Below are 23,843 nucleotides of genomic sequence, written 5' to 3'. Positions count from 1 at the left end.
GATTCACACTGCCGGCTGGCGGTAGCGTTCCTTGAGAATGCGCCGCAGCAGCTTGCCGTTGTCGTGGCGGGGCAGCGCCTCTTCGAAATCCACGGCGCGCGGCACCTTGATATGCGAGAGCCGCTCGCGGCAGAAGGCGATGAGTTCCTCCGCGAGTTGCGGGCTTGCGCTGTCGCGCTCGCGCGGCTGCACGATCGCCATCACGGTCTCGCCGAATTCGGGATGCGGCACGCCGATCACGGCCGCGTCGGCCACGGCCGGGTGCTCGGCGAGCACGTTCTCGATCTCCTGCGGATAGACGTTCACGCCGCCGCTGATGATGAGGTCCGCGCGCCGGTCGCTCAGGTACAGGTAGCCCTCGGCGTCGACATGGCCGATATCGCCATAGGTGGCCCAGCCGTGGCGGTTGTACACGCTGCGGGTTTTCACCGGGTCGTTGTGGTACTCGAACACGGGGCCGCCCTCGAAGAACACGCGGCCGATTTCGCCCACGGGCAGTTCGTTATCCTCATCGTCGATGATATGCAGTTGGCCGTATTTCGAGCGACCCACCGAACCGCGATGCGTGAGCCATTCCTCGGAGCCGATCGCCGTGAGCCCCACGCTTTCCGAGCCCGCGTAATACTCGTAGATCACCGGGCCGAACCACGCGATCATCTGCTCCTTGATGTGCGGCGGGCAGGGCGCGGCGGCGTGGATGGCCACGCGCAGGCTGCTCACGTCGTAACGCGCGCGCGTCGCCTCGGGCAGGTTCAGCAGGCGGATGAACATGGTCGGCACCCACTGGCTGTGCGTGACGCGATGGCGCGCGAGCGCGTCGAGGGCGGACTCGGCGTCGAACTTTTGCAGCACGATGGCGCGCCCGCCCGTGTGCAGCATGCGGATCAGGTAGCGCAGCGGCGCGGCGTGGTAGAGCGGTGCGGTGCTCAGGTAGATGGAGTCGGCGTCGAAGCCGAAGGTCTTGCGCCACGAGGCCGTTTCGGTGTCGTCGTCGTCGCGCTGCTCGAACGGCACGAGCGGCTTGCGGATGCCCTTGGGCAGCCCGGTCGTGCCCGACGAATAGAGGAAGTCGCGCCCGCGCGGCCGTGGCGGCAACGGCGCGCGGCCGTCGATGTCCGCGAGCGCCGCTTCGAGCGAGGCGAAGCCGGGCAGCGCGGCGCTCGCGCCGCACAGGAAACCGGCCACGCCTTGTGCCGCGCCTTCGGCCACGAGCGCCGCGGCCAGCTCGCTCATGGCCTGCGAGACGATCAGCACGCGCGCGCCGCAGTCCTTGAGGACGTGCGCGACTTCGCGCGGCTTCAACTGGATGCTGATGGGGGTGTAGTAGAGGCCGGCGCGCTCGGCGCCGATGGCGATGACGGCCAGCGCGGGATGATTCTCGAACAGCAGCGCAATGCCGTCGCCGGGTTGCAGCCCGAGGCCGATGAGCCAGTGCGCGATGCGGTCCGCGCGTTCGTTCAGCTCGGCGTAAGTGATGACTTCGTTGAGTGCGGGAAAGCGCAGGGCTTCCCGTGTGGGTGCTTCTACGGCTAGTTCGCGGACACGCTCCACGGTCTCGTCTCCATGTCATGCGCGGCTCCAGTCATGCTGCCGAGCGCTGCCTCCACGCGCCTGACGAGCGACATCAGCCGGGGGGCGATGTCGTCGGTCAGCTGGTTGCCGCTGATATTGAAAACTGCAATCGAACAGCTAAAAACCCAATACTCGTCATCGATCGGGGCGGACAACGGAATCGCCACCGAATGAATTTCGCGTTGCATGTCGCCGTGCGAGATCGTGCAGCCGTGCGCGCGCAATTCCTGCTGCGCTTGCGCGAGGCGCTGCGCGAGCAACTCGCCCTTGGCCGGGTCGCGCGTGAGCGTCTCCTGCAAGTACTGCTCGCGTTGCTCGCCGGGCACGGTCCATAGATACGCGCGGCCCGAAGCCGTGCGCGAGAGCGAGAGCCGCGTGCCCGTTTCCGAGCGGTACACGGCGCTGCCCTCGCCCTGGATCACCTCGGCGTACGCCATGTTCAGGCGGTAGCCCACCGCGAGCGTGACCTGGCCGTGGCAGTAGTCGGCCAGCTCCTGCATCATCGGCCGCGCGATCTGCCGGATCGTCATGCGGCCCAGCGCCGGGGCCGCGAGGCTCAGCATCTCGGTGCCGAGCACGTACTTCGAGATGCGCTCCGAATAGCGCAGCAGGCCGAACTCCGCGAGCGTGTTGATGAGCCGCAGCGCCGTGGGCTTGGGCAAGCCGGTGCGCTCGACCAGATCGCGCGCCGAAAGCTCCGCATCGCCCATCGAAAAGCATTGCAGGATCCGGATGCCGCGCGCGAGCGCGCTCACTAGCTGCGAGTCGGCGGCGTCGTCGGTGCGGGAGATGGCCTGATCGTTCATTTCGGGTCCTTCGTCGGGGTAAGGGCGCGGCGCGCCGGTGCGGCTCGCGGCAAACCCCGGATTCTAGCTTTCACCTGCGCGCTGGAACAGTTTTTTAAGACGCCTGGCTCATTTTTTCGCTTCCGCGATGCGGCGCGGCCGGTTGGGGCGCGCTCGTGTCTCCTTTTTTGATCTCTCAGGTTCATGCAGTGCAATCAGTTTTGCGGATTGCGAGGAAGAAAGCAATAAAAATGATCCAATAGACTCAAAATATGTTTACCTCTATTGAAATAGTGAGCCGGCGTGGTGTATTTTGAGTCGTCGGATCCATTTTTCCTATCACTTCCCAACGTTGAGAGAACCATGACCAACAGCGCGGTAATCGTCGACGCAGTGCGCAGCCCGATGGGCCGGACCAAGGCTGGCGGTGCTTTCGTCGAGCTTCATCCCGTCGATCTGCTCTCGCAGGTCCTCAAGCAGTTGATCGTCCGCAACGACCTCGACCCCGGCAGCGTGGACGACGTCATGATCGGCTGCGTGAGCCAGGTGGGCGAGCAGGCCTCCACGCCCGGCCGCCTCGCGTGGCTCGCGGCCGGTTTTCCGCAGCACGTGCCGTCCACCACCATCGAGCGCAAGTGCGGCTCGAGCCAGCAGGCCATCCATTTCGCGGCGCAGGCGATCATGGCGGGCGTGAACGATATCGTCGTGGCGGGCGGCGTGGAGTCGATGAGCCGCGTGCCGATGGGTTCGTCGCGCATTGGCCGCGACCCGTATGGCGCGCTCTACCACGTGCGCTACCCCGAGGGCATGGTCGGGCAGGGCGTGAGCGCCGACCTCGTCGCGCAAAAGTGGGCGCTCACGCGCGCGGAACTCGACGCCTACTCGGCGCAATCGCACCGCCGCGCCGACGCCGCGCGCGCGGCCGGGCAGTTTGCGCGCGAGATCGTGGCCATCGACGTGCCGGGCACGGAGGGTGTGCGCCGCGTGGACACCGACGAAACCATCCGTGCGGGCACGACGGCCGAACGCCTCGCGGGCCTCGCGCCCTCGTTCGAGAGCGCGGAGCTGGCCGAGCGCTTTCCCGGCATCCAGTGGAACGTGACGGCGGGCAACGCCTCGCAGATCGCCGATGGCGCGTCGGCGCTGCTCATCATGAGCGAGCAGAAAGCGGCCCAGTTGGGCCTGAAGCCGCGCGCGCGCATCGTGGCGTTCGACGTGTGCGGCGACGATCCGCTCATGATGCTCACCGCGCCGATTCCCGCCACGCAACGCCTGCTGAAAAAGCGCGGCCTCACCGTGGGCGACATTTCGCACTTCGAAGTGAACGAGGCGTTCGCCGCGGTCCCGCTCGCGTGGCAAAAGTCGCTGGGCGCGGACGCCGCGCGCCTGAACCCGGCGGGCGGCGCGATCGCGCTCGGGCATCCGCTCGGCGCTTCGGGCGCGCGCCTCATGACCACGATGCTCAATTCGCTGGAATTGAGCGGCGGCCGCTACGGCTTGCAGACGATGTGCGAAGCGGGCGGCATGGCCAACGCGACGCTCATCGAGCGCCTCTGACGCGCAACCCCGAACAACGAAGGAGAAACGACCCATGAACGAACAGAACAAATTTGCAGGCACGGTGGCGGTGGTGACGGGCGGCGCGTCGGGGCTCGGCCTCGCGAGCGCGAAGCGTTTGCTCGCGAAGGGCGCGCAGGTGGTGATCGCCGACCTCGCCAGTTCGCGCGGCGCGGCCGTGGCTGACGAACTGGGCGCGCAGGCGAGCTTCGTGCCCGCCGACGTGACGAGCGCCGACGACATGAACGCTGTCTTCGAAGCGGCCACGAAGCGCGGCACGCTGCGCTCGCTCGTGCATTGCGCGGGGCGCGGCGGCGCGGTGCGCCTGATCGAAAAAGACGGCTCGCCGGGTTCGCTCGAAGCCTACGAAAACGTGGTGCGCGTGAATCTCTTCGGCACCTTCAACGCGTTGCGACTCGCGGCGGCGGCGATGGCGCGCAACGAGCCCGACGCGGGCGGCGAGCGCGGCGCGTGCGTGCTCACGGCGTCGGTGGCCGCGTACGAAGGGCAGATCGGGCAGGTGCCGTATGCGTCGTCCAAAGCCGGCGTGGTCGGCATGACGCTCGTGGCCGCGCGCGATCTCGCAAGCAAGGGCATCCGTGTCTGCACGATCGCGCCGGGCCTGTTCGACACGCCGCTGCTCGCGCGTCTGCCCGAGGAGATTCGCGATTCGCTGGGCCGCATGGTGCCGTTTCCGCCGCGTCTGGGCGAAGCCGACGAATTCGCCGCGCTCGCGCTGCACATTCTGGAGAACCCGATGCTCAACGGCGAAACGATCCGTCTGGACGGCGCGATTCGCATGCAACCGCGCTAAAGCGAGGCCGACGATGAGCGACGAGTTGCTGATCGAATACCGCGACGGTATTCAGATTCTCACGATCAACCGCCCCGAGGCGCGCAACGCCTGCACGAAAGCGGTGGCCGAGGCGATTGCCGCGGCCCTCGACGAACTGGCGCGGCGCGACGATCTGCGCCTCGCCATCATCACCGGCGCGGGCGGCACGTTTTGCGCGGGGATGGACCTGAAGGGCTTTCTCAAGGGCGAGCGGCCGAGCCTGCCGGGCCGCGGCTTCGCGGGCATCACGGAAGCGCCGCCGGGCAAGCCGCTGATTGCGGCGGTGGAGGGCTATGCGCTGGCGGGCGGCTTCGAACTCGCGCTGGCGAGCGATCTCGTCGTGGCTGCGAACAACGCGCAGTTCGGCCTGCCCGAAGTGAAGCGCGGCCTGTGCGCGGCCGCCGGCGGATTGTTGCGCCTGCAACAGCAGTTGCCCGAGCGCATCGCCATGGAACTCGTGCTCACCGGCGACATGTTCGGCGCGCAACGGGCCTACGAGTTCGGCCTCGTCAACCGCCTCACGCCGCCGGGCGAGGCGCTGGCCGGGGCGCTCGAACTCGCGCAAAAGATCGTCGCGAACGGGCCGCTCGCGGTGGCCGCGAGCAAGCGTGTGATGCGCGAGTCGCGCGACTGGACGAGCGCCGAGATGTTCACGCGCCAGCGCGAGATCACGGACCCGGTGTTCGCATCGGCCGACGCGCGCGAGGGCGCGGCCGCGTTTGCGGAAAAGCGCAAGGCGGTGTGGCAGGGGAAGTAGCGGCGAACGCGTGGGCCGCTTGCGACGGGGCGCGGCGGCCCCGTCCGTGGTGCGCCGCCTGCACGGTTGAATCACGGGTGAATCAACGTTCTCCTCAACGCGGTGAAGAACAATTCCGACTGAAGCCGCTCGCCCTGAACCTGACTGGCCACCTGTTGCGCCAGCCCGGCGGCCACGGGCCGCAACGCGCGCCCCGTGGAAAGCGCGAGCACCTGCGCCGCGCAGGCGCGCTCCAGGTAGTAGAGGTCGTCGAACGCGTAATCGATGCGCTCGCCGCACACCACGACGCCGTGATTGCCGAGAAAGCCGATATCCTTGCCGCCCAGCGCGTGCGCAATGCGCTCGCCTTCCTCGGGACCGAGCGCCAGGCCGTTATAGTCGCGGTCCAGCGCAATGCGGCCGTGATAGCGCATGGCGTTCTGCGACAAGGTCGTATCGAGCCCGCAGTCCTCCGTGAGCGTGAGCGCGGTGGCGTAGGGCATGTGGGTATGCAGCACGCACTGCTTGTTCGCGATACGGTGGATGGCGGCATGGATGAACATCGCCGTGGGCTCGACTTCGTGACGCCCCGCGATCACGCGCCCCTCGGCGTTGACGATCACGATGTCGTCGGCCTTCACCTCGCTCCACATCAGGCCGCGCGGGTTCAGCAGAAAGCGCCCCGCTTCGCCGGGCAACGCCACGCTGAAGTGGTTGCAGACCCCTTCACCGAGCCCGAAATGCGCGGCGGCGCGCAGGGCGAGCGCGAGGTCCGCGCGCAAAGGCACGATCGCCGGATCGTGGAATAGCGCTTCGTCTCCCGTCATTCCCGCGTGATGTGGCGTGTTGCTGCTCATGGGGCGTCGCTCCTTGTTTCGAATCGTGGGCCTGGCAAGGCGTCATGCCCGATCCTCGCATAGCGGCGCGATAAAAATTATCGGAAAGCGCGCGCAAAACGATGGATTTTTGCATCCACACCGGTTACGCGTCGCCCGCATCGAGCGGGACTTCGAGTCCGACCTTCACGCGGCTCATGCTCACGAGGGTCTTGAACCGCTTCACGTTATTGTTCGAAAAGAACAGTTCGCGCGTGAGTTCGGTGTACTGGTCCATGTTGCGCACCGCGAGAATCAGCACGAAATCCCACTCGCCCGCCACGTAGTAGCACTGCTGAACCTGCGGGCAGCGCGCGAACGTGCGCTTCATGGCGTCGAGCAGATCGATCTGCTCGCTCTCCACCTCGACGTTGGCCACGATCGTAATGGGGTGATCGACCTTTTCGGGCGACAGGATGGCCGCGTAACGGTCGATCACACCCTCGTCGGCGAGGCGACGCAGACGCCGGTTCACGGCGGCGGTGGAGAGGTTCACACGCACGCCGAGTTCGTTTTGCGGGGTCTGGGCGTCGCGCTGCACTTCCATCAGGAGCTTGCGGTCGAAGGAATCGAGATGTGTCGCCATTTCCATTTACACGGGAGCCTGAAAGTCGATATTTTTTTGCGTGCGGCGCTCGCATTATGAGACTTTTTCGCGGGGTCTGCGCAATATCATTTCGATATCGCAAGCCCACCGGAGCCCTTACGCATGCTGATCGCCAATCCTCGCGCCACGCGCAGTCCGTACCCCGAGACGCTGCGCGGCATCCTCAACATGAAGTCCGGCGACGAAAGCCGCGCATGGCTGGCCGGCTGGAATCTCATCAGCCCCGAGCCGACCCCGCTCTGGGAACTGGGCGGGCTGGCCGCGCAACTGGGCGTTGCCCGCGTGGGCTTGAAGGACGAATCGCTTCGTTCTCCTCTGGGCAGCTTCAAGGCGCTTGGCGCGCCCATCGCGCTGATGCGCCTCGTCATGCGCCTGTGGCCCATGCACGATATCGACGCCCGGGCGTTGATCGAGGGCCGTTACGCCGAAATGGTCGCGAACCTCACGGTCATCAGCGCGACCGACGGCAACCACGGCAAGGCGCTAGCCGCAGCGGCGCGCGCCATCGGCTGCCACTGCGTGATCGTGCTGCATGCGAACGTCAGCGCCGAGCGCGAGGCGGCAATCGCCGCCTACGGCGCGCGCATCGTGCGCATTGCGGGGAACTACGACGAGTCGGTCGAGCACGCGGCGCAACTCGCGAAGACGAACGGCTGGCACGTCGTCTCCGATACGTCATACGAAGGCTATGAAGCGATTCCGCGCGACGTCATGCAAGGATATGGGACGATTGCGGCGGAAATCATCGAGCAATCGCGCGACGCGGCGTGGACGCACGTTTTCCTCCAGGGCGGCGTGGGCGGCCTCGCGGCCGGTGTGGCCAGTTATCTCTGGGAGCATGATGGCGTGGCGCGCCCGCGCTTCATCGTGGTCGAACCGCGTCAGGCCGATTGTCTCTATCAAAGCGCCATCGCCGGTCAGGCGGCGAAGGCCACGGGTTCGGTCGATTCCGTCATGGCGGGCCTTGCGTGCGGAGAAGCGTCGCCGCTCGCGTGGAAAATTCTCGAGCCCTGCGTGGACGACTTCTTGCTGATCGACGATAACGAAGCCGTCGAAGCGATGCGCAGTCTCGCGGCGGGCACGGGCAACGACGTGCCTGTCGTGTCCGGCGAATCGGGCGCGGCGGGCCTGGCGGGCTTCGCGCGGCTGATGGGCGAGCCCGACCTCGCGCGCGCGGTCGGTCTCGACGCCAACGCGCGCGTGCTGCTCATCAGCACGGAAGGCGCCACGGCGCCGGGCGTGTACGCGCAGCTCGTGGGCGTGCCCGCGGAGGATGTGGCGGCGCATCGCGACGCGTGGCTCGGACAACTCACGCAGTAATCGAACGGATCCGAACGGCGAGCACAGAAAAGGACAACTGCATGGAAAGCACACTGCAAGGCCAGCTCAAAAGCTGGCGCCAGTATCTCCACCAGCGCCCCGAAACCGGCTTCGAGGAGGTCAATACGTCCGACTACGTGGCGAAGATACTCGAAACCCTCGGGCTGGAGGTGCATCGCGGCATAGGCGGCACCGGGCTCGTGGCGAGCCTCAAGGTGGGCGGCGGCAAGCGCGCCATCGGCCTGCGCGCCGACATGGACGCCTTGAATATCGCGGAGCATGCGCCGGGCCGCGCCCACGCTTCGCTGATCGCGGGGAAGATGCATGCGTGCGGCCACGACGGCCATATGTCGATGATCCTGGGCGCCGCGCGCCTGCTGGCCGAGCGGCGCGACTTCAACGGCACGGTGCGGTTTATTTTCCAGCCAGCCGAGGAACATGGCCGCGGCGCGAAAGCGATGATGGCCGACGGCTTGTTCGAACGCTTTCCCGTGGACGCGATTTTCGGCGCGCACAACATGCCGGGGATGCCGGCCGGCTCGTTCGCCACGCGCGCGGGCGGCATCATGGCCAGCGAAGATAATTTCGTCATCCATATCAAGGGGCGAGGCGCCCACGCCGCGCGCCCGCATATGGGCGTCGACCCGATCGTGATCGGCTCGCAAATCGTGCTCGCGCTGCAAACCATCGTCTCGCGCAATCTCGACCCGAGCCTGCAAGCCGTGATCTCGTGCACGGAGTTCATCACGGACGGCATTCGCAACGCTACGCCGTCGAACGTCGTCATCAAGGGCGACACGCGCAGCTATTCGAAGGACGTGCAGGCGCTGCTCGAAACCCGCATGCGCGAGGTGAGCGAGGGCATTTGCCGCACGCACGGCGCCGAATGCCAATTCGAATACACGCACGAGTTCGCGCCCACGGTCAATTCGGAGGCGTTCGTCGGCGTTGCGGTTCAGGCGGCGCGCAACGTGGCGGGCGAGGCGAATGTCGACGCCAACGTCGTGCCGATGATGATCTCCGAGGACTTCGGCGCGTTCTTGCAGGTGGTGCCGGGCAACTTCGTCTTTATCGGCAACGGCGAAACGCCGGAGCGCGGCGGCATCGCGCTGCATAACGCGAGCTATGACTTCAACGACGACATCCTGATGACCGGCGCGCGTTACTTCGCTGAAATCGCGCGGCTGGAATTGCCGCGCCTCGCAACGGCGGAGCGCCCATGACCACCCAGACGACACTCAAACTGAACGGCGAGTTGCTGCTGCGGCAACTGCGCGAGCTAGGCGAGATCGGCGCGGACCCCGACGCGGGCGGCCGCACGCGTATTGCGCTGAGCGACGACGAAAAGGCCGGCCGCGACCGCGTGGTCGCCTGGATGCGCGAACTCGATCTCGACGTGACGATCGATCGCATCGGCAATGTGTTCGGCACCTTGCGCGCCGACACGCAGGATGCCGACGACCGCGCGCACCGCCCGCTCATGCTCGGCTCGCACATCGACACGGTACGCAACGCCGGTGAGCTGGACGGTTGCTACGGCGTGCTGGCCGGTCTCGCCGTGGTGCGCGCCTTTCGCGAGGCCGGAGTCAAGCCGCGCCGCGCCATTACCGTTGGCGCTTTCACGAACGAAGAGGGCGTGCGCTACCAGCCCGACATGATGGGCTCGCTCGTCTACGCGGGCGGCCTCGCCGTGGACGAGGCGCTGGCGACGCGCGGCATCGACGGCACGCGTCTTGGCGACGAACTCGCGCGCATTGGTTACGCGGGCGACATGGAGCCGGGGGCGATCGTGCCGCACGAGTACGTCGAACTGCATATCGAGCAGGGGCCGATACTCGAAGCGGAGAACGTGCGAATTGGCGTGGTCGAGAATCTGCAAGGCATTTCGTGGCAGCGCGTGACCGTGCAGGGCAGCGCCAACCATGCGGGCACCACGCCCACGCATCTGCGTCACGACGCCGGCTGGGTGGCCGCCGCGGTCGCGACGTTTCTGCGCGAACTCGCGGTGCAAAGCGGCACGACGCTCGCGACCATCGGCATGCTGAACATCGAGCCTAACGTGATCAACGTGATTCCTCGCAAGGCCGTGTTCACGGTGGATTTGCGCGACCCCGACGAAGCGCGCCTGCAAGAAGCCGAGCGGCGTCTTGCGGACTTTCTCGTCGAGGCGGCGCAGCGCGAGGGCGTGAAGATCGAGACCGAGCGCCTCGTGCGTTTCGAGCCGGTGGTGTTCGACGCGGCCCTGCTCGATGTCATCGAGGCGTCGGCGGCGCGGCTGGGCTTTTCGCATCGCCGCATGACCTCGGGCGCGGGCCACGACGCCCAGATGATCGCGCGCATCGCGCCGTCCGCCATGATCTTCGTGCCGAGCCGTGGCGGCATCAGCCACAACCCGCGCGAGCATACGGACGACGATCAGCTCATCGACGGCGCGAACGTGCTACTCGACGTCGTGGTGAGGCGCGTCGCGCTTGCGTGACCGCCGGTCACGAAGCGGTCGCAACCGCTTCGTCGAGCGCGTCGAAGATGCCGACGACGCCTGCGGCGACGCTGCTCCAGCGGTCGATGGCGTGCGCGCCGACCACCTCATCCCAATAGGACTCCGATCCATACTGCAAACGTTGCGCATGCAACCGGCGCGTATGGAGCTGGAGATCGAACTCGGCGGTGATGCCCATCGCGCCCGTGAGCGCGTGCGCGCCGTTGGCCACGAGCGGCGCCGCGCGGCTGGCGCGCGCCTTCGCGATCGCGGCCGCAAGGCGCTGCTCCGAGGTGCCATGCCCCGCGCAGCCCAGTTGCGCGGCCACGCGCGTGGCGGCCACATGCTCGGCCATCACGCTCAACTGCTGTTGCACCGCCTGGAATTTACCGAGCGAGCGGCCGAACTGCTGGCGCTCGTTCACGTAGCCGAGCGTCATGTCGAACACGCGCTGCATGGCGCCCGCCATGGTCGCCGCCGTGGCGAGCGCACCCAGCTCCGCCACGCCGCGCACCGTTGACGGCAGCGCGCGCGCCGCGTGCGCGGGCCACGTGAGCGTGGCGTCGAGGCTGTCGCCGTGGGCCTGGACTTCGGCAGCGGCGAGCGAAACGAGGCTCACGCCATCGGCGGTTTCGACGATGATGGCGTCGGCAACGAGGCCGTATGGCACGAATGCCGCGCCATGCCGCGAGGCATGGGCGAGCGCAAGCGCGATGGGCCCGCGCGGCGCTTCGACGCCCGCGCGCGCGAGCAGATCGCGCGCGATCATGGTGTGCGCGGCCGGCAGCGGCAGCGCATGCGCGCCGAATGCGAACAGCGCGCCCGTCGTGGCGGCGAGGCGCAAACCCGAGCCACCCTTGTCTTCGGGCACGAGCGCGTCGAGAAAGCCGAGTGCGTCGAGCTGATCCCACAGGTCGCGGCCCGCGCCGCGTTCGCGCGCCGCCTCCACGGTGCGCACGAATTGCGGCGTGCAGCATTGCGCGAGCACGTTTTCCGCCGATTCGGTCAGCATGTCATCCATGGTGTTCTCCTCCATGTTCTTCTCCCTTTAGCGCAGTCCGAGACCGCGCGCGATCATGCCGCGCAGGATCTCGCGCGTGCCGCCGCGCAGCGAATACGACGGTGCGATTTTCGTCACGTAGTCGAGCGTGCCGGCAAGCTCGGGCGTCACGGCTTGCTGGGGATGCGCGCCGAGCGCGTCGCCGATCAGCGTGGGCACGCTTTGCTCGAAGCTCGTGCCCAGGTCCTTCACCAGCGCGGCCTGGGTGGCGGGGCTCGCGCCATCGGCAAGCTGGCCCGTCACGGCCACCGACATCGCGCGCAGCGTGGCCAGTTCGGTCACGAACGCGCCGAGCGTGCGGCGATCGCTTTCGCTCACCGGCGCTTGCTTCGTGCGCTTGGCCTCGCGCAACGTATGCGCCCATTCTTCGAGCAGCACGATGCTCGAATAGATGCGCTCGGGGCCGCTGCGTTCGAACGCGAGTTCGGCGCTCACCTGTTCCCAGCCTGCGCCTTCGGAGCCGATCAGCGCGTCGGCGGGCAATTCCACGTCGTCGAACGTGACTTCGGAGAAGTGCGCGTCGCCCGTGAGGTCGCGGATCGGCGCGACATGGACGCCAGGCAGCGAGAGGTCCACGATCAGTTGTGAGAGCCCGCGGTGCCGGTCCTCGGGCACGCCCGAGGTGCGCACGAGCGCGATCATGTAGTGCGAGTGCGGGGCGTTGGTCGTCCAGATCTTGCGGCCCGAAAGACGCCAGCCGGTGGCCGTGCGCTCGGCGCGCGTGCGCACGCTTGCGAGGTCGGAGCCCGCATTCGGCTCGCTCATGCCGATACAGAAAAACGCCTCGGCCTTGCAGATGCGCGGCAGGTAGAACGCCTTCTGCCCTGGCGTGCCGTAGCGTGCGATGAGCGGGCCGCTCTGGCGGTCGGCAATCCAGTGCGCCGAAACCGGCGCGCCGGCGGCGAGCAGTTCCTCGACAAGCACGAAGCGCGCAAACGGGCTGCGCCCGCCGCCGCCATACTCGCGCGGCAGCGTGAGGCCGACCCAGCCGCGTGCGGCGAGCTGGCGGCTGAAGTCGGCGTCGAAGCCAAGCCACGAGCGCGCGCGCACGGCGGGCGGCACGCCCTTCAGGGCATCGGCGAGGAAGGCGCGCACGGGAGCGCGCAAGGCCTCGTCTTCGGGCGGAATGGTTCTGAGTTTGAATGGATCGGTCATGGCGTGCTGCTTAGTTGGCAGTTCCAGGCAATGCGTATGGATCGGGCGCTTGCGCGCTCATTCGGGGCGGCCCGCGAGCATGCGCTTGACCGTGTACGAGAGCACGAGTTCGTCGCGCTGGTTGAGCACTTCCACGCGGCTCGTCACGACCGCGCGGTTGTGCTTGGAGGTGGGCTTCACTTCCTCGACTTCCACTACGCCGTAGATCGTGTCGTTCACCAGCACCGGCGCGTGCGCCTTCATCGAGAACTCGAGCATGGCGAGCCCGGTGCCTTGCACCATGGTCTGAAACAGCAAACCTTCGATCAGCCCGCTCGTGAGCGCGCCCGGCACGGGGCGGCCGCTCATGGCGCCGTGCTCGAAATCCGCGTCGATAAAAATCGCTTCGAGCATGCCCGTGGCAGAAATGAAATTCACGAGATCGGTTTCGGTGACCGTGCGCCGGAACGTGCGAAAGCGCTGGCCTGCCTGCAACTCTTGCCAGTAGAAGCCGCGTCCGAGCAGTTGGGCGTTTTCGTGTGTCGTCGTCATGCCTGTCTTCCTCCAGTGATGGTTGGCGCGCTGCGCCGATGTCGTGTTCCGATTCTAGAGTCGAGTTCCGATATCGGCAATGTTGTTCGAATATCGGAACAGACAAAGAGGGCGTTCTGGAGGTCATAAGTTGCTGTTTATAAAGACGAATTGGCGAAAATTTCAGATCCCAAAGGGTATACGCCAGGCGCACAATTCGTTCCGAATTTAGAATCCAGTGCTAAATTCCGAACCACGCCGAACGACCGGCACGATAACCAGAACGATTCGATAAAACCGAAGCCCAGGAGCAAAGGAGACAAGCAGGATGAACGCCAATCCCGAGATCGCGCAGGCGGGCGCGGGCGCCGAAGCGGCGCCGCGCCGCATGGCCAGTGTCATATTCGCCGGCAGCGTCGGCAACGTGGTGGAGTGGTTCGACTGGTCGGTGTACACGACCTTCGCGATCTACTTCGGCAAGCAGTTCTTTCCCGCCGATAGCGATACGGCGTCGCTGCTCGCGACCTTCGCCGTGTTCGCGGTGGGCTTTTTCATGCGGCCGCTGGGCGGCTGGGTGATCGGCGGCTTTTCCGATCGCTTCGGGCGGCGCGCCGCGCTCACGCTCACCATCATGATGATGGCGGGTTCGTCGCTCCTGATCGCGGTGTTGCCCACCTATGCCACGATCGGCGTGTTCGCGCCCGTGCTCATGACCGTGCTGCGCATGGTGCAAGGGCTTTCCGTGGGCGGCGAATATGGTGCGGCCACCACGTTCCTCGCGGAATCCGCGCCCGCGAAACGGCGCGGCCTGTACGGCAGCTTTCTGTTCTTCAGCATCGCGGCGGGCCTGCTGCTCGCTTCGGCGCTGGCCAGCGTGATGACGAACGTGATGTCGAAGGAGGCACTCATGGCATGGGGCTGGCGCATTCCGTTCTTCATTGGCGGCTGCGGCTCGCTCGCGGGCTTCTGGATGCGCCGCAACGTGGGCGAGACGCACGCGTTCGAGCAGATGCGCCGCGCAGGCCGCATCGAGCGCCGCTCGCTGTGGTGGACGTGGACGCACTATCGCACCGCCGTTCTGCGCCTCGTGGGCATCAGCGTGCTGGGCGCGTTCAGCTTCTATCTGTTCATCAGCTTCATGCCGATCTACGCGATCCGCCACGCCGGCGCCACGCCCGCCGACGCCTTCCTGGCGAGCAGCTTGAGCATCGCCATCTTCATGATCGCGCAACCGTTCTTCGGCGCGTTGTCGGACCGTTTCGGGCGCCGTCCGCAGTTGATGGTGTTCGCAGCGGCATACCTCGTGTTCCTCTATCCGGTGGTGCGCGCCATCGGCCCGAGCATCACGTCGATGCTGCTCGTGGAAAGCTTCGGTCTGCTGACCTATGGGCTGTATTCGGCCATCGCCCCGGCGATCATGGCCGAGCTCTTTTCCACGCAGGTGCGCGGCATCGGCATCGGCGCGGCGTACAACCTCGTGGTCGCGCTGCTCGGCGGCACGACGCCCTATCTCATGACGTGGCTCCAGGCGCAGCAGCGCGAGGGCTGGTTTCTCGCCTACGTGTGCGCAGGCGCGGCGGTGAGCCTGATCGCTTACTGGCGCATGCCCGAGACGAACGGCAAGCCGCTCGATTGAGCGCGCTTCGCGCCACGCGCGCAGGCAAGAACGGAAGGTGTAGTCCAGAAATCCAGGCAGAGGTTATTTCACATGCAGCAACAAACGAGGCACCCGGCGGCATCGCAATCCAGCGAAGCGCAGGCAAAGACAAGCCCGCAAGCACAGGAAGCACGAGAGGTACCCCCGCAGGGCGGCGGCCGGCGCCGCCCGCTCGAAGGCATCCGCGTGCTTGATCTTTCGCGCGTGCTGGCCGGGCCGTGGTGCACGCAGAATCTCGCGGATCTCGGCGCGCAGGTGATCAAGATCGAGCGGCCCGGCAGCGGCGACGAAACGCGTTCGTGGGGGCCGCCTTACCTGCGCGACGAAGCCGGCCGCGACACGGTGGAAAGCGCCTACTACCAGTGCGCGAACCGCGGCAAGCTCTCGATGGCCGTGGATATCGCCGCGCCCGAAGGCGCCGCGCTGATTCGCGAACTCGCGCGCCAGTGCGACGTGCTGGTGGAAAACTTCAAGGTGGGCGGCCTGAAGAAGTACGGCCTCGACTATGAAAGCCTCGCGGCGCTCAACCCGGGGCTCATCTACTGTTCGGTCACGGGCTTTGGCCAGACCGGGCCGCTCGCGCACCGCGCGGGCTACGACTTCCTGATCCAGGGCATGGGCGGTCTCATGAGCATCACGGGCGAACCCGACGGCGCGCCCGGCGGCGGCCCGGAAAAGGTGGGCGTGGCGGTCACGGACCTCATGGCCGGCATGTATGCGACAACGGGCGTGCTCGCCGCCGTGATCGAGCGCGAGCACAGCGGCCTTGGCCAGCATATCGACATCGCGCTGCTCGACTGCCAGCTCGCGATGCTCGCGAACCAGTCGATGAACTACCTGTGCACGGGCGAAGCGCCGCGCCGGCTGGGCAACGCGCATCCGAACGTCGTGCCGTACCAGACCTTCGCGGCGAGCGACGGACACCTGATTCTCGCGTGCGGCAATGACAGCCAGTTCCGCTCGCTGTGCGGCGCGATGGCAATGAACGAACTGGCGGCCGATCCGCGCTTCGCCACCAACAGCGCGCGCAGCGTGAATCGCGCGCTGCTTTTGCCGGTGCTCGAAAAGGCGTTCCTCACCCGCACGCGCGACGCCTGGATCGCCGCGCTCGAAGCGTGCGGCGTGCCGTGCGGGCCGATCAACGACGTGGCGCAGGCGTTCGGCTCCGAGCAGGCGCTCGCGCGCGAAGCGGTGCGCCGCATCGCGCATCCGCTGGCGGGCACCTCGCCCAGCGTGGCGAGTCCGCTGCGGCTTTCGGCGACTCCCGTGGAATACGACATGGCGCCGCCGCTGCTGGGCGAGCACACGCGCACGCTGCTCGACGGCCTGCTCGGCCTCGACGCCGCGCGCATCGACGCGCTGTGCGCGAGCGGCGCGGTCGGTGCAAGCGCCCAGGTGTGCGAGCGCGGCGCGCAAGAGGCGGCCGTCTGAGGGAGATCCCCTCGCGCCATCCGGGCACGCACCGGCCGCCGCGCGCGGCCCGATAACACGCATTTCGAGGGCAGGGCGACATGTATAATTTTTCGCACCGTTCAACCGTCAATCGATCCATGCCGCGCCACCCCGAAGACCGTGAGCCGGGCACCGACGCCACGACAGCGTCACCCGGCCCGCGCGCCACGACGCGTATCGTGCAGGTCCTGCGCATACTCGCCGACCACCCGCAAGGCGCCACGCTCACCGAACTCGCGGAGTTGAGCGCGACGCCGAAGACCAGCCTCCTCGCGCTGCTGCGCGCGCTCACGCACGCGCATTACCTCGCGCACAACGGCGGCAAGTACGCGCTAGGCGTGGAAGCGTTCAAGCTTGGCGCGGCCATCGTCGCCCAGCGGCGTTTTCCCGAGATCGCGCGGCCCGTGATGGAGCGCCTCGCGCTGGAGGCGGGGGAGACGATCCTGATCGGCCAGCTCGCGAGCGACCGGCCTTCCATGGTCTATGTGATGTCGGCGGAAAGCCGCAGCGCGATCCGTTTTATCGCGGGCATCGGCGAGCGGCGCGAACTGTTTTCGTCATCGGGCGGGCGCGTGCTGCTCGCGGCGATGAGCGAGGCGCAGCAGGCCGAGTATTTGCGCACGGCCGACCTGCGTGCGCACACGCCCGCCACGCGCACGCTCAAGCGCGAGCTGAAAGCCATCATCAAGGACGTGGCGGAAACCGGCGTGGCGGCCACGGTCGAGCAAAGCTCCGCCGACGTGGTGGGCTTCGCCGCGCCGATACGCGACGAGTCGGGTGCGGTGATTGCGACGCTCGTGATGGGCACGCCCGTGAGCCGCGGCGTGCCGGGCATGGAACGCTTCAAGGCGCTGATCGCGCGCGGCGCGGCGGAAGTGTCGGCGCTGCTTGGCTACGCCGGGCCGCATGCATTTGCGCTTGCAAAGCCGGTGGCTTGAGCGGGCGACGCCCTCGCGCGCGCAGGCCGGCGCGCGGCCGGCTTGCGGGGTTTGACCGGACCGCGCCTCTTCAATAGACTGAGATCCCTTTTGTGCCTTGCCAACAAAAGGGATTCCCATGCTCGGTCTATCTACGCTCGCGCTCTTTTCCGGCGCTTGCCTTGCTCTGACGATGACACCCGGCCCGGACATGCTGCTGATCGCTTCGAGGAGCGTGAGCCAGGGGCGCGCCGCGGGCTTCGCCTCGCTGGCCGGCATTCAGGCGGGCACCTACTGTCACGCGATGGCGGCCGCGTTTGGGCTCTCCGAGTTGTTTCTGGCCGTGCCGGCCGCTTACGACGCGGTTCGCTTCGCCGGCGCCGCGTATCTGCTCTACCTCGCCTGGAAAACATTCCGGGCGAATGCAACCATCGCGTCGGCCGCGACGACATCCGCTCGAAAGTCATTGGGACGGATTTTCCGGCAAGGGTTGTTGACGAATCTGCTCAATCCCAAGATGGCCCTGTTCGTGCTCGCGCTTTTTCCGCAATTCGTGCGCCCGCAAGACGGCTCCGTCGCCTTGCAGATATTGATGCTGGCCACCGTGCTCAATGCGATCGGTTTCGTTGTGAATGGCGTGGTGATCGTGGGAGCGAGCCGTGTGGTGCGTCGATTGATGGGAGGGCGGCGTCAATCGAGGCTTGCGCAGTATCTGCTTGGAACGGTGTTCGCGGGGCTCGCGATCCGGCTTGCGATGGCAAGCCGGAGATGAAACAGGGGGACGCCCGGCGATCCTGAGCGGATTGTCCTGGCAACACCGGGCCAACCGCCGCGACGCATCCACATGCAAAAAGCGGAGACCGGGTTTCAAATCCGGTCTCCGCTTTTTTGCGCTACATCTATCGAAGACGGGCTCGCTTACGCTCCAGCCGTACCGCTAGTCGCGTCGATCGCCCACTGCGGCGCATCTTGCAACGCAACCGGGCGCAGGAAGCGCTCGATCGCGGCATAACCCACCGAGGTGGTTTGCGGTTGCGTCGAAGCGGGCCACGGGCCGCCGTGCTGCTGCGCGTCGCACACGGCGACGCCGGTCGGCACGCTGCCGAACAGCACGCGCCCCGCGATGCGTTGCGCAGCGGCGGCAAGCGCGCGATTCCCGGGCGTATCGGCCTGCGCACCCCACAGCGTGACCGTGAGCGAACCTTCCACGGCGCCCAGCACGTCGAGCGTTTGCGCTTCGTCGCGCACCTTCACGATCAATGCGGCGGGGCCGAACATCTCTTCATGCAGCGCCGCGTTCGCGATGAACGTTTGCGCGTCGGTTTCGAAAAGACGGGGCGCGGGTGCGGCGGCTTCTTCGTTTTGCTCGGGCGCGGCAAGACGCACGCGCACGCCCGCCTGACTTGCGACATGCGCGCTCGCGCTTTCGAAGCCACGGCGCATGGCGGCCGTGAGCATCGCATGGGGCTTCAGCGCGGACAAGGCCTGGGCCAGCGCTTGCGCGAAACGTTCGCCGTCGGCATCGTCGCGAACGAGGATCAAGCCGGGGCTCGTGCAGAACTGACCGCAGCCCGCCGTGATGGACGCGGCAAGCGTGGCGGCGGGCGTGTCGACGCCTTCGGCGAGCGCTTGCGGGAGCACCACGAGCGGGTTGATCGAGCCGAGTTCGCCGTAGAACGGAATCGGCCGGCGGCGCGCATTGGCCGCGCGCCACAGGGCCACGCCGCCCTGGTACGAACCCGTGAACGCCACCGCCGCGACATCGGCATGGCCCACGAGATGCACGGCCGCTTCGCGCGACGCTTGATCGACGAACGCGATCACGCCTTGCGGCAGGCCCTGTTCGCGCAACACGCCGGCGGCCAGCGCATGCACGCGGCGCGAGAGTTCGGGGTGGCCCGAGTGCGGCTTGACGATCACCGTGCAACCCGCTGCGAGCGCCGACGCCGTATCGCCGCCGAGCACCGAGAACGCGAACGGGAAATTGCTCGCCGAAAACATTGCGACAGGTCCGAGCGGGATCTGCACGCGCGTGAGATGCGGGCGGCCTGCGGGCGGCGCACCGGGCACAGCCGCGTCGTCGACGTGGCGATGGGCGACGCCCGCGTCCACGCGCTCGGCAAAGCCGCGCAACTGGAACGCCGTGCGTGCGACTTCGCCGTTCAAACGCGCCGCGCCGAGCGAGGTTTCTTCATCGGCGATGGCGACGAGCTGGGCGACGTCGCGTTCGAGCGCGTCGGCGAGGCCCCGCAGCAGGGCGCTGCGCACCGCGCGCGAAGCCGCGCCGTAAGTCGCCTGGGCTTCGTGCGCGAGCGCGGCGGCTTCGTCGATGCGCGCGAACGGCGCTACGTTGTTGTCTGTTTGCATTGCGAATTCACTCCAGATTAAAGACCGCGCGCGGCCAGATTGGCATACAGCGCTCGCACGCCGAACGTCCACGGTTCGATTTCGGTGCTCAGGCGCACGGTGTTGACGATGGCGCCGAGCGGCGGCGCGCTGATCGTGACCCGGTCGCCGAGGTGATGGGTAAAGCCGCCGCCGGGCGCGTCGCGGTCCTTGATCGGCGAGAACATCGTGCCGAGGAACAGCATGAAGCCGTCGGGATACTGATGGTGGCGGCCCCATGTCTGCGAAACGAGATCGAGCGGGTCGCGGCTGATTTCCTGCATATGGCTCACGCCTTCGAGCAGGAAGTCGTCGTCCGCGCCTTCCACGCACAGTGACACGCTCGTGGCGCGAACCGAGTCGAGCGTGAACGCGTCGTCGAACACGCGGATGAACGGGCCGATGGCGCAGGAGCCGTTGTTGTCCTTGCACTTGCCGAGCAGCAGCGCGGAGCGGCCCTCGATGTCGCGCAGATTGACGTCGTTGCCGAGCGTCGCGCCCACCACGTCGCCCCGGCTGTTGACCGCGAGCACGATTTCCGGCTCGGGGTTGTTCCATGCGGAGGCCGGATGCAGACCGATATCGGCGCCGAAGCCGACCGAGGACATGGGCTGCGACTTCGAGAACACCTCGGCGTCCGGGCCGATGCCGACTTCCATGTATTGCGACCACGCGCCCCGGCGCTGAAGTTCGTCCTTCAGCTTGCTCGCGGCCTCGGAACCGGGCTTGATCTTCGAAAGATCGGTGCCGATGAGCTGGGTGATTTCGGCGCGCACGGCCTGCGCTTTGGCGGGGTCGCCGCCCGCCTGTTCTTCGATCACGCGCTCCAGCAGGCTCACCGCGAACGTCACGCCGCAGGCCTTGATGGCTTGCAGGTCGCACGGCGCGAGCAGCGAGGGGCGATCGGCGGGGCGCCTGGCCGCGAGGCTGTGCTCGATCAGCGCGCCGACCGGGCCGAGCGGCTCGCCGGGCGTATGGCGGATCACATCGAGCAGATCGTCGCGCTCGAACAGGTCGGCCGTGGTGGGCGCGACAGGCGAGATGTCGAAGACCATGCCGCCGCGAACGACGACGACGCAGGGGCCGTCACCATCCGGGGTGGGGCGCCAGACGCGGCCGACGAGCAGGGCGCGGTCGAGATCGTGCGGAAGATAGGCGGAAGCTGTGGACATGGAAGACTTTCGAGAGTGGGAGTGGCGAGTCGCATCGTAGGCCGCAAGCGCGGGTTCGTCCAAAGGAATGCTTCATCTTCCAACAGGTTGGACGAAAATATGATACCGGTATCAAAATGGCTGATCGTAGGGCTGGCGCTGCGAGCGTTACGCGTCGACGTTGGCCTCGTCGAGCATGCGCTCGGTGAGCGCCAGCGCAACTTCTCCGGCAGGCGAGAGGGTTCGCTCGGCCAGCGAGACCAGCGCGAATTCCAGACCCGTACGCGGTGCGTCGGTCAACGGCACGGCCGCGAGCGTTTTCGCCTCAAGCTCGCGCCGTGTCACCGATGCCGTTGCGAACAGCACCGCGTCGCTGGTTTCCACGTAGCCCTTGAGCACGCGCACGTCATTGCATTCGAGCTGGATCGGAATTCGCTCGTGCGAGCGGATTTTCAGCAGGCGGTGCACCGCGCTGCGCATGTATTGCGGCAACGGCACGGTCACGATCGGATAGTCGCGCAGCGCGCTCGACGGCACCGGCCCGCGTTGCATCAACGGATGGCCGGGCCGGGCAAACCAGTTGCCGTTGTGGCGCGGCAGACGCCGCACCGATAGCGATGCGTTGTCGGGCAGCACCCGGCGGTCGAGCACGAGGAAGTCCAGTTGCTCCTTGAGCAGCATGTCGATCATCACGTGCGCGTGATTGAGCTCGGCTTTCATCTGCACGTTCGGATAACCGGTGGCGAACGCCGTCAGCAGGTCGGGCAACAGCAACGCAGCGGGGTACGGTCCGAGCCCGATGCGCACCTCGCCCGCCTCGTGTGTCTTGAGCAATTCGACGTCGCGCACGAGACAGCCCGCTTCGAACAGCACGCGGCGCGCTCGCTCGATGATCAGCTTGCCCGCCTGCGTCACCGCCACGCCGCGCGTCGCGCGATCGAACAGGCGCAAACCGAGTTCTTCCTCGATGGCCTGCACACTGCGGCTGAGCGCCGGCTGGCTCAAATGGACGCGCTCGGCCGCGCGCGCAAAGCTGCCTTCTTCGGCGAGGGCGACGATATGGTTCAACCGGCGGACGCTGATTTCGACCAACGGGACGTGACTCCGGAAAAAGGTGGCGCGAGCGGCAACGCCGCAGCGTGCCGTGACACCGCAAGATAGCGAAGTTTGTGCCCCCTCGCAACGCGTGGTTTGCCCACCCGACGCAGGTTTTCGCCGGTCCGATGTGGCCCCGAAGTACATGCGCATGCTGCATCGATTGGATGCAAAGAATGCAATTGTGTAATCAAGCCGGGCGTCGTTCAATGTGCGGCACGCGGCAGCGGGAAGGCGATCGGTGTTGGCCGGCGCGACGACAATGGCCGCGAGAGGAGACACCATGGCGTTCGACGCGAGCGGTAAGGGCCGGAGATGGATCATCGTCGCCGGACTGTTTTTGTTTCTGGCGATCAATTTCGCCGACAAGTCCCTGATCGGGCTCGCCGCCGGGCCGATCATGCGAGACCTGCATCTCACCCACGCGGCGTTCGGGCGCATCGCGGCAAGCTTTTATGCGCTCTTTTCCGTTTCGGCGTTGCTGGTCGGCTTGCTGGCCAATCGCGTCAAAACGCGTTGGCTGCTGTTCGGCATGGCCGTGATCTGGTCCTTGTCACAGGCGCCGCTGCTCCTGTACGCGACGCCCGCCACGCTGCTCGCGTCGCGCATCTTGCTGGGCGCGAGCGAAGGCCCGGCTTTTCCCGTTGCCGTGCACGCGCTCTATAAGTGGTTCCCGGATCACGAGCGCATGGTGCCCTCTGCATTGCTAACGATCGGGGCCGCGTTCGGAGCGGGCTTCATCGCGCCCGGCATCACGGCGGTGATCGCCGCGTATGGCTGGCACGCCGCGTTTCAGTTGCTCGCCGTCGTCGGCCTGGTCTGGAGCGCGGCATGGCTCCGGGTCGGCCAGGAGGGGCCGCTTGGCATGCACGACGGGCAGGGCGGGCACGGCGAACATGCCACCGCCCAGGCACGCCCAGACCTTCACGCGCTGCCCGCGCGCGTCCCGCTGCGCGTGTTGCTGCTCGCGCGCACGTGCGTGGGTTGCGATCTGGGCGGGTTTGCCGCCTATGTGATGCTCACGGTCGCCACCGTCTGGCTGCCGAGCTATCTCACACGCGTTGGCGGCTATTCGATCGAGCAGGTCGGCTGGATCGTCGTGCTGCCCGCCTTTGGCCAGATGATCGCCTCACCGGCGCTGAGCGGCGGGTCGCAATGGCTCATGAAGCGCGGCATTTCCAGTCGCCATGCGCGCGGAACGCTGGGCGCGGCGGCGGTGGTCGTCTCCGGCGGCGCACTGGCGCTCATGCCGTTCGTGCCCGTTGGGCCGCTGCTCATCGCGACCGTGACGCTCGCGTTCTCGCTGGCTTCGTTCACGTTCGTGACCGGTGTCACGCTCGCGGGCGAAATCGTGCCGGGCGCGCAACGCGGCGGCGTGCTGGGCATCAACATCTGCATCACGACACTGGCGGGCCTGATCACGCCCGCGGTGATGGGATGGATCATCGACCGCGCCGCGGACGTCGTCACCGGCTATCGCCTCGGCATGATCGTGGCCGGGGGATTCTCCGTGATCGCGGGCTTGCTCGCCGCGTGGCTGATCCATCCCGACGCGGATCGGCGGCGCTTTATCGCTCGCGCCCAGGCCGCTCACCCAGCGTTGGCCGACTCGAACCGGCCCGGCTCGCAAAGCGCGCGCCACACCGTCCAGTAACGCCGCGCTTGTTTGCAAAGCGGCCGTTCAAGGCGGCATTG

Annotated in this window: 21 protein-coding genes; 11 read left to right on the top strand and 10 right to left on the bottom strand. The window is 67.0% G+C overall.

Annotated elements, in window-relative coordinates; all coding sequences use genetic code 11:
- Nucleotides 1–3: 3 nt before the first annotated feature.
- Both C7401_RS38550 and C7401_RS38545 read right to left on the bottom strand, forming a co-directional pair.
- Nucleotides 4–1,551 (bottom strand): AMP-binding protein, encoded by a 1,548-nt coding sequence (locus C7401_RS38550; protein ID WP_112177300.1) that lies wholly within the window; start codon nt 1,549–1,551, stop codon nt 4–6.
- Nucleotides 1,530–2,378, bottom strand: coding sequence for an IclR family transcriptional regulator (locus C7401_RS38545; protein WP_112177299.1), 849 nt, complete (start codon nt 2,376–2,378; stop codon nt 1,530–1,532). Before C7401_RS38545 ends, C7401_RS38550 begins: the two co-directional genes overlap by 22 nt.
- 342 nt (nt 2,379–2,720) lie before the next feature.
- On the opposite strand from C7401_RS38545, the gene C7401_RS38540 reads away from it, so the two are divergent.
- Genes C7401_RS38540 through C7401_RS38530 form a run of 3 tightly spaced genes read left to right on the top strand, consistent with a single transcriptional unit; the run spans nt 2,721 to nt 5,506 of the window.
- Entirely contained in the window at nt 2,721–3,914 is a 1,194-nt protein-coding gene (locus tag C7401_RS38540; RefSeq protein WP_112177298.1) for a thiolase family protein, read from the top strand.
- A gap of 34 nt (nt 3,915–3,948) precedes the next feature.
- Nucleotides 3,949–4,728: an SDR family NAD(P)-dependent oxidoreductase gene (locus tag C7401_RS38535; protein WP_112177297.1), complete on the top strand. Its 780-nt coding sequence runs from the start codon at nt 3,949–3,951 to the stop codon at nt 4,726–4,728.
- Between the two features lie 13 nt (nt 4,729–4,741).
- On the top strand, nt 4,742–5,506 hold the full coding sequence (locus C7401_RS38530; RefSeq protein WP_112177296.1) for a crotonase/enoyl-CoA hydratase family protein: 765 nt from the start codon (nt 4,742–4,744) through the stop codon (nt 5,504–5,506).
- A 71-nt stretch (nt 5,507–5,577) separates the two neighbouring features.
- Here the strand turns inward: C7401_RS38530 and C7401_RS38525 are convergent, their stop codons facing one another.
- Both C7401_RS38525 and C7401_RS38520 read right to left on the bottom strand, forming a co-directional pair.
- Nucleotides 5,578–6,312, bottom strand: coding sequence for an aldolase (locus C7401_RS38525; protein ID WP_112177336.1), 735 nt, complete (start codon nt 6,310–6,312; stop codon nt 5,578–5,580).
- A 154-nt stretch (nt 6,313–6,466) separates the two neighbouring features.
- On the bottom strand, nt 6,467–6,946 hold the full coding sequence (locus C7401_RS38520; RefSeq protein ID WP_112177295.1) for an Lrp/AsnC family transcriptional regulator: 480 nt from the start codon (nt 6,944–6,946) through the stop codon (nt 6,467–6,469).
- A gap of 123 nt (nt 6,947–7,069) precedes the next feature.
- On the opposite strand from C7401_RS38520, the gene C7401_RS38515 reads away from it, so the two are divergent.
- From C7401_RS38515 to C7401_RS38505, 3 genes are read left to right on the top strand one after another with little or no spacing between them, the layout of a single operon-like run.
- Nucleotides 7,070–8,287, top strand: a complete 1,218-nt coding sequence (locus C7401_RS38515; protein WP_112177294.1) for a diaminopropionate ammonia-lyase — start codon at nt 7,070–7,072, stop codon at nt 8,285–8,287.
- A gap of 41 nt (nt 8,288–8,328) precedes the next feature.
- Entirely contained in the window at nt 8,329–9,510 is a 1,182-nt protein-coding gene (locus C7401_RS38510; protein WP_112177293.1) for a M20 aminoacylase family protein, read from the top strand.
- Complete coding sequence (locus tag C7401_RS38505) at nt 9,507–10,766, top strand: Zn-dependent hydrolase (protein WP_112177292.1); 1,260 nt, start codon at nt 9,507–9,509, stop codon at nt 10,764–10,766. Before C7401_RS38510 ends, C7401_RS38505 begins: the two co-directional genes overlap by 4 nt.
- Before the next feature lie 7 nt (nt 10,767–10,773).
- Here the strand turns inward: C7401_RS38505 and C7401_RS38500 are convergent, their stop codons facing one another.
- The 3 genes from C7401_RS38500 to C7401_RS38490 are packed head-to-tail and all read right to left on the bottom strand — an operon-like array spanning nt 10,774 to nt 13,512.
- Complete coding sequence (locus C7401_RS38500; RefSeq protein WP_220092899.1) at nt 10,774–11,787, bottom strand: acyl-CoA dehydrogenase family protein; 1,014 nt, start codon at nt 11,785–11,787, stop codon at nt 10,774–10,776.
- 27 nt (nt 11,788–11,814) lie between these two features.
- Nucleotides 11,815–12,981 (bottom strand): acyl-CoA dehydrogenase family protein, encoded by a 1,167-nt coding sequence (locus C7401_RS38495; protein WP_112177290.1) that lies wholly within the window; start codon nt 12,979–12,981, stop codon nt 11,815–11,817.
- Between the two features lie 57 nt (nt 12,982–13,038).
- The gene (locus C7401_RS38490; RefSeq protein ID WP_112177289.1) at nt 13,039–13,512 is read right to left on the bottom strand and encodes a MaoC family dehydratase; all 474 of its coding nucleotides are present in this window, start codon (nt 13,510–13,512) and stop codon (nt 13,039–13,041) included.
- Nucleotides 13,513–13,819: 307 nt separating this feature from the next.
- Here C7401_RS38490 and C7401_RS38485 point away from each other — a divergent pair, with 307 nt between their 5' ends.
- The 4 genes from C7401_RS38485 to C7401_RS38470 all read left to right on the top strand — a co-directional run bounded on the left by C7401_RS38485 (nt 13,820) and on the right by C7401_RS38470 (nt 18,289).
- The gene (locus C7401_RS38485; RefSeq protein WP_112177288.1) at nt 13,820–15,127 is read left to right on the top strand and encodes an MFS transporter; all 1,308 of its coding nucleotides are present in this window, start codon (nt 13,820–13,822) and stop codon (nt 15,125–15,127) included.
- Between the two features lie 207 nt (nt 15,128–15,334).
- Entirely contained in the window at nt 15,335–16,579 is a 1,245-nt protein-coding gene (locus C7401_RS38480; RefSeq protein ID WP_258397393.1) for a CaiB/BaiF CoA transferase family protein, read from the top strand.
- A 119-nt stretch (nt 16,580–16,698) separates the two neighbouring features.
- Nucleotides 16,699–17,538, top strand: coding sequence for an IclR family transcriptional regulator (locus tag C7401_RS38475; RefSeq protein WP_112177286.1), 840 nt, complete (start codon nt 16,699–16,701; stop codon nt 17,536–17,538).
- A 118-nt stretch (nt 17,539–17,656) separates the two neighbouring features.
- The gene (locus tag C7401_RS38470; protein ID WP_112177285.1) at nt 17,657–18,289 is read left to right on the top strand and encodes a LysE family translocator; all 633 of its coding nucleotides are present in this window, start codon (nt 17,657–17,659) and stop codon (nt 18,287–18,289) included.
- 146 nt (nt 18,290–18,435) lie between these two features.
- Here the strand turns inward: C7401_RS38470 and C7401_RS38465 are convergent, their stop codons facing one another.
- From C7401_RS38465 to C7401_RS44670, 3 genes are all read right to left on the bottom strand, one after another.
- Nucleotides 18,436–19,884 (bottom strand): aldehyde dehydrogenase (NADP(+)), encoded by a 1,449-nt coding sequence (locus C7401_RS38465; protein ID WP_112177284.1) that lies wholly within the window; start codon nt 19,882–19,884, stop codon nt 18,436–18,438.
- Between the two features lie 17 nt (nt 19,885–19,901).
- Nucleotides 19,902–21,074 (bottom strand): fumarylacetoacetate hydrolase family protein, encoded by a 1,173-nt coding sequence (locus tag C7401_RS38460; protein WP_112177283.1) that lies wholly within the window; start codon nt 21,072–21,074, stop codon nt 19,902–19,904.
- A gap of 147 nt (nt 21,075–21,221) precedes the next feature.
- Nucleotides 21,222–22,145 (bottom strand): LysR family transcriptional regulator, encoded by a 924-nt coding sequence (locus C7401_RS44670; RefSeq protein ID WP_165841915.1) that lies wholly within the window; start codon nt 22,143–22,145, stop codon nt 21,222–21,224.
- Between the two features lie 286 nt (nt 22,146–22,431).
- On the opposite strand from C7401_RS44670, the gene C7401_RS38450 reads away from it, so the two are divergent.
- A complete protein-coding gene (locus C7401_RS38450; protein WP_112177282.1) occupies nt 22,432–23,802 on the top strand; it encodes an MFS transporter in 1,371 nt (456 codons plus the stop codon).
- Nucleotides 23,803–23,843: the final 41 nt, after the last annotated feature.

It is taken from the genome of Paraburkholderia unamae (assembly GCF_003268775.1).
Lineage (GTDB): Bacteria > Pseudomonadota > Gammaproteobacteria > Burkholderiales > Burkholderiaceae > Paraburkholderia > Paraburkholderia unamae.
The sequence above is the reverse complement of the archived record's forward strand: the minus strand, read 5'-3'. Positions and strand labels throughout refer to the sequence as shown.

Bases quoted from the DNA above. Each gene is read 5' to 3' on its own strand.
- C7401_RS38465 (WP_112177284.1), bottom strand. From the start codon at position 19,884: ATGCAAACAGACAACAACGTAGCGCCGTTCGCGCGCATCGACGAAGCC.
- C7401_RS38520 (WP_112177295.1), bottom strand. From the start codon at position 6,946: ATGGCGACACATCTCGATTCCTTCGACCGCAAGCTCCTGATGGAAGTG.
- C7401_RS38460 (WP_112177283.1), bottom strand. From the start codon at position 21,074: ATGTCCACAGCTTCCGCCTATCTTCCGCACGATCTCGACCGCGCCCTG.
- C7401_RS38495 (WP_112177290.1), bottom strand. From the start codon at position 12,981: ATGACCGATCCATTCAAACTCAGAACCATTCCGCCCGAAGACGAGGCC.
- C7401_RS38470 (WP_112177285.1), top strand. From the start codon at position 17,657: ATGCTCGGTCTATCTACGCTCGCGCTCTTTTCCGGCGCTTGCCTTGCT.
- C7401_RS38450 (WP_112177282.1), top strand. From the start codon at position 22,432: ATGGCGTTCGACGCGAGCGGTAAGGGCCGGAGATGGATCATCGTCGCC.
- C7401_RS38490 (WP_112177289.1), bottom strand. From the start codon at position 13,512: ATGACGACGACACACGAAAACGCCCAACTGCTCGGACGCGGCTTCTAC.
- C7401_RS38475 (WP_112177286.1), top strand. From the start codon at position 16,699: ATGCCGCGCCACCCCGAAGACCGTGAGCCGGGCACCGACGCCACGACA.
- C7401_RS38540 (WP_112177298.1), top strand. From the start codon at position 2,721: ATGACCAACAGCGCGGTAATCGTCGACGCAGTGCGCAGCCCGATGGGC.
- C7401_RS38500 (WP_220092899.1), bottom strand. From the start codon at position 11,787: ATGGATGACATGCTGACCGAATCGGCGGAAAACGTGCTCGCGCAATGC.
- C7401_RS38515 (WP_112177294.1), top strand. From the start codon at position 7,070: ATGCTGATCGCCAATCCTCGCGCCACGCGCAGTCCGTACCCCGAGACG.
- C7401_RS38535 (WP_112177297.1), top strand. From the start codon at position 3,949: ATGAACGAACAGAACAAATTTGCAGGCACGGTGGCGGTGGTGACGGGC.
- C7401_RS38485 (WP_112177288.1), top strand. From the start codon at position 13,820: ATGAACGCCAATCCCGAGATCGCGCAGGCGGGCGCGGGCGCCGAAGCG.
- C7401_RS38505 (WP_112177292.1), top strand. From the start codon at position 9,507: ATGACCACCCAGACGACACTCAAACTGAACGGCGAGTTGCTGCTGCGG.
- C7401_RS38545 (WP_112177299.1), bottom strand. From the start codon at position 2,378: ATGAACGATCAGGCCATCTCCCGCACCGACGACGCCGCCGACTCGCAG.
- C7401_RS38530 (WP_112177296.1), top strand. From the start codon at position 4,742: ATGAGCGACGAGTTGCTGATCGAATACCGCGACGGTATTCAGATTCTC.
- C7401_RS38510 (WP_112177293.1), top strand. From the start codon at position 8,329: ATGGAAAGCACACTGCAAGGCCAGCTCAAAAGCTGGCGCCAGTATCTC.
- C7401_RS38525 (WP_112177336.1), bottom strand. From the start codon at position 6,312: ATGACGGGAGACGAAGCGCTATTCCACGATCCGGCGATCGTGCCTTTG.